Source organism: Caulobacter sp. D5 (assembly GCF_003185805.1).
Taxonomy (GTDB): domain Bacteria; phylum Pseudomonadota; class Alphaproteobacteria; order Caulobacterales; family Caulobacteraceae; genus Caulobacter.
The window spans coordinates 1-3,511 of sequence record NZ_QHJY01000476.1; the positions used below are offsets into that span (position 1 = coordinate 1).

General features: G+C 69.6%; 1 protein-coding gene. It reads right to left on the reverse strand.

What is annotated here, in order from left to right:
* Window positions 1-86: 86 nt before the first annotated feature.
* Complete coding sequence (locus tag DMC18_RS23920; RefSeq protein ID WP_110133377.1) at window positions 87-3,428, reverse strand: error-prone DNA polymerase; 3,342 nt, start codon at window positions 3,426-3,428, stop codon at window positions 87-89.
* Window positions 3,429-3,511 lie beyond the last annotated feature (83 nt).

Here is a 3,511-nt window from a genome sequence, read left to right on the forward strand (position 1 = left end):
CGTCGAGCGCCTCGCGTTTCAGAAAAAGCCTGGGTCCCCGCTTTCGCGGGGATTTTACGGGGTAAGGGCTGAGCACCTCCCCGTCCTCAATGAAAATCCCGGCTCCGCAGCAGTCGCCCGGACACCTTCTGGCGTACGCGGGGAGCCGGCGCGCCGGGTTCGTCGCGCAGGGTCGAGAGTTCGGCCGAGAGGTCGGTGAAGCCTTCGGCGACGACGTGGATGACGCCCTCGGCCGCCTGCACCCGGCCGTGCACGACCAGGAACGAGGCGGTCATCACCACGTTGCGGTCGGCCTCGAAGCGGTCCTTCCAGACGACGGCGTTGGCCACGCCCGTCTCGTCCTCCAGGGTGACGAACACCACGCCCTTGGCCGTGCCGGGCCGCTGGCGGATCAGGACGAGGCCGCCGACCGACACCTTCTGGCCGTTGCGGAATTTCGGCAGCTGGTCGGCGGTGACCGCGCCCAGCTTCGTCAGCATCGGCCGGTAGAAGCCGCACGGGTGGGCCTTCAGGGACAGGCTGGTGGTGCGGTAGTCCTCGGCCACCTCCTGCGGCTTGCCCATGGCCGGCAGCGACACCTGGTCCTCGAACAGCGGCAGGCCGGCCAGAAGCGGAGCCTGGACCGGCGCCTTGTGCTCGCCCTTCAGCCCCTTGACCGCCCACAGGGCGTCGCGGCGCGCGAGACCCGTGGAGGCGAACGCGTCGGCCTCGGCCAGCAGCTCCAGCGCCCGCTGCGGCACGCCGCCCTGCGCGAACTCGGCCGGCGTGCGGGCGCCCTCGTCGCGGGCCTTCATCAGGGTCAGCGCATCGACTTCCTTCAGCCCCTTGATCTGGCGCAGGCCCAGGCGCAGCGCCTTCCAGCGGGGGCGGGTTTTCTCGCACGACACTTTCCGCGGATCTCCCTTACCCCTTGATGGGGGAAGGGTCGGGGATGGGGGTGACTGCGGCGCCGGCCGCGCCAGAAACGCTTCGCGTTCACCCCCATCCGACCCGCTTCGCGGGCCACCTTCCCCCATCAAGGGGGAAGGGCGCGGTTCTAATGTGCAGTCCCAGTCGCTGCGCATCACGTCCGGGGCACGCACCTCGACCCCGTGTTCGCGCGCGTCGCGCACCAGTTGGGACGGCTGGTAGAAGCCCATCGGCTGGGAATTGATCAGGGCCGCGCAGAACACGTCCGGCCAGGCCCATTTGATCCAGGCCGAGACGTAGACCAGCTTGGCGAAGCTGGCCGCGTGGCTTTCCGGAAAGCCGTAGTGGCCGAAGCCCTCGATCTGCTTGAAGCATCGCTCGGCGAAGTCGCGCTGATAGCCGCGCCGGACCATGCCCTCGACGAACTTCTCGCGATATTCAGCCGGCGTGCCGAGGTTGCGGAAGGTGGCCATGGCCTTGCGCAGGCCGTCGGCCTCGTCGGGCGTGAACTTGGCCGCCTCGATGGCCAGGCTCATGGCCTGCTCCTGGAACAGCGGCACGCCGTAGGTGTTGCCGAGGATCTCCTGCAGCTCATTTTCCGGCCCGTGCTCGGGCGACGGCTTGGGCCAGTCCACCGGCTCGATGCCGTTCCGCCGCTTCAGGTAGGGATGGACCATGTCGCCCTGGATCGGTCCCGGACGAACGATCGCCACCTCGATGACCAGGTCATAGAAGCGGCGCGGCTTCAGGCGCGGCAGCATCGACATCTGCGCCCGGCTCTCGACCTGGAAGACGCCGATGCTGTCGGCCACGCACAGCATGTCGTAGACGCCGGCCACCTCCTTGGGCACGTCGGCCAGGTCGACGATCGGCTCGCCGTGATCGGCCCGCAGCATGCCGAAGGCCCGCTGGATCGCCGTCAGCATGCCCAGGGCCAGCACGTCGACCTTCATCAAACCGAGGCTGTCGATGTCGTCCTTGTCCCACTCGATGAAGGTGCGGTCCTTCATGGCGGCGTTGCCGATCGGCACGGTCTCGTCCAGCCGGCGCTTGGTCAGGACGAAGCCGCCGACGTGCTGCGACAGGTGGCGGGGAAAGCCCATCAGCTCGGTGGCCAGGGCCACGGCGCGGGCGATCTCGGGGGCCTTGGGGTCCAGGCCCGCATTGGTCAGGTGCTCCTCGGGCAGGCCATCGCCCCAGCTGCCCCACACCGTACCGGCCAGCAGGCTGGTCACGTCCTCGGTCAGGCCCAGGGCCTTGCCGACGTCGCGGATGGCGCTGCGCGGGCGGTAGTGGATCACCGTGCCGCAGATGGCCGCATATTCCCGGCCATAGCGCTTGTAGACGTACTGCATCACCTCCTCGCGCCGCTCGTGCTCGAAGTCGACGTCGATGTCGGGCGGCTCGCCGCGGTTCTCGGAAATGAAGCGGGTGAACAGCAGGCGGTGCTCGGTGGGGTCGATGGCCGTCACCCCCAGGCAGTAGCAGACCGAGGAATTGGCCGCCGAGCCGCGCCCCTGGCACAGGATCCCCATCGACCGCGCCTCGCGCACGATGTCGTGCACGGTGATGAAGTAGTTGGGGTAGTCCATTTTGGCGATCAGCCGCAGTTCTTCGGTCAGCTGGGCCTGGACCTTCGGCGGCACGCCGCCGGGATAGCGCCAGGCCGCGCCCTGCCAGGTCAGGTCGGTCAGGTGCTGCATGGAAGTCTTGCCGGGCGGCACCGGTTCGTCGGGGTACTCTTCCTTGAGGTCGTCGAGGTCGAAGCCGATACGCGCGACGATCTCGACGGTGCGGGCGATCGCCCTGGGCCAGCGCTCGAAAAGCCGCGCCATCTCGGCCGGGGCCTTGATGTGGCGCTCGGCGTTGGCCTGCAGCCGGAAGCCGGCTTCCTGGATCGTGCAGTGCTCGCGCACGCAGGTGATGACATCCTGCAGCGGCCGCCGCTCGGGGCCGTGATAGAGCACGTCGTTGGTGGCGACCATCGGCGCGCCCGCCGCCTCGCCCAGGGCGTCCAGGCGCGAGAGGCGCTTGAGGTCCTGGGCGGCGTAGGCCCGGCTGGCGGCCAGCCAGACACGGCCCTTCAGCGCGGCGGCGATGCGCTGGAGGTCGGCCTCGAAGGCGGCGTCCAGCTTTTCCGGCGGCACGACCAGCACCAGCTGCCCCTCGGCGTGGGCGGCGAAGTCGGCCCAGGAGAGGATGCACTCGCCCTTGCCCGCCCGCCGCTGGCCGAGCGTCAGCAGCCGCGTCAGCCGCGCGAAGGCCTCGCGGTCGGACGGGTAGCACAGCAGGCTGGGCGTACCATCGGCGAAGTCCAGCCGGCAGCCGGCCAGGGCCCGGACCTTCAGTTTCTTCGCGGCCGTCCAGGCGCGCACCACGCCCGCCAGGCTGTTGCGGTCGACCACCCCGACGGCGGACAGACCCAGGGCCTCGGCGGTCAGCATCAGTTCCTCGGCGCGGGAGGCCCCGTGCAGGAAGGAGAAGTTGGTGGTGGCCTGGAGCTCGGCGTAGGCGGTCATGACAAAGACCCTCCCCCTGATGGGGGAGGTGTCGGCGAAGCCGACGGAGGGGGGAGTGCCTGCGAAGGCGGGAGTTCACCGGC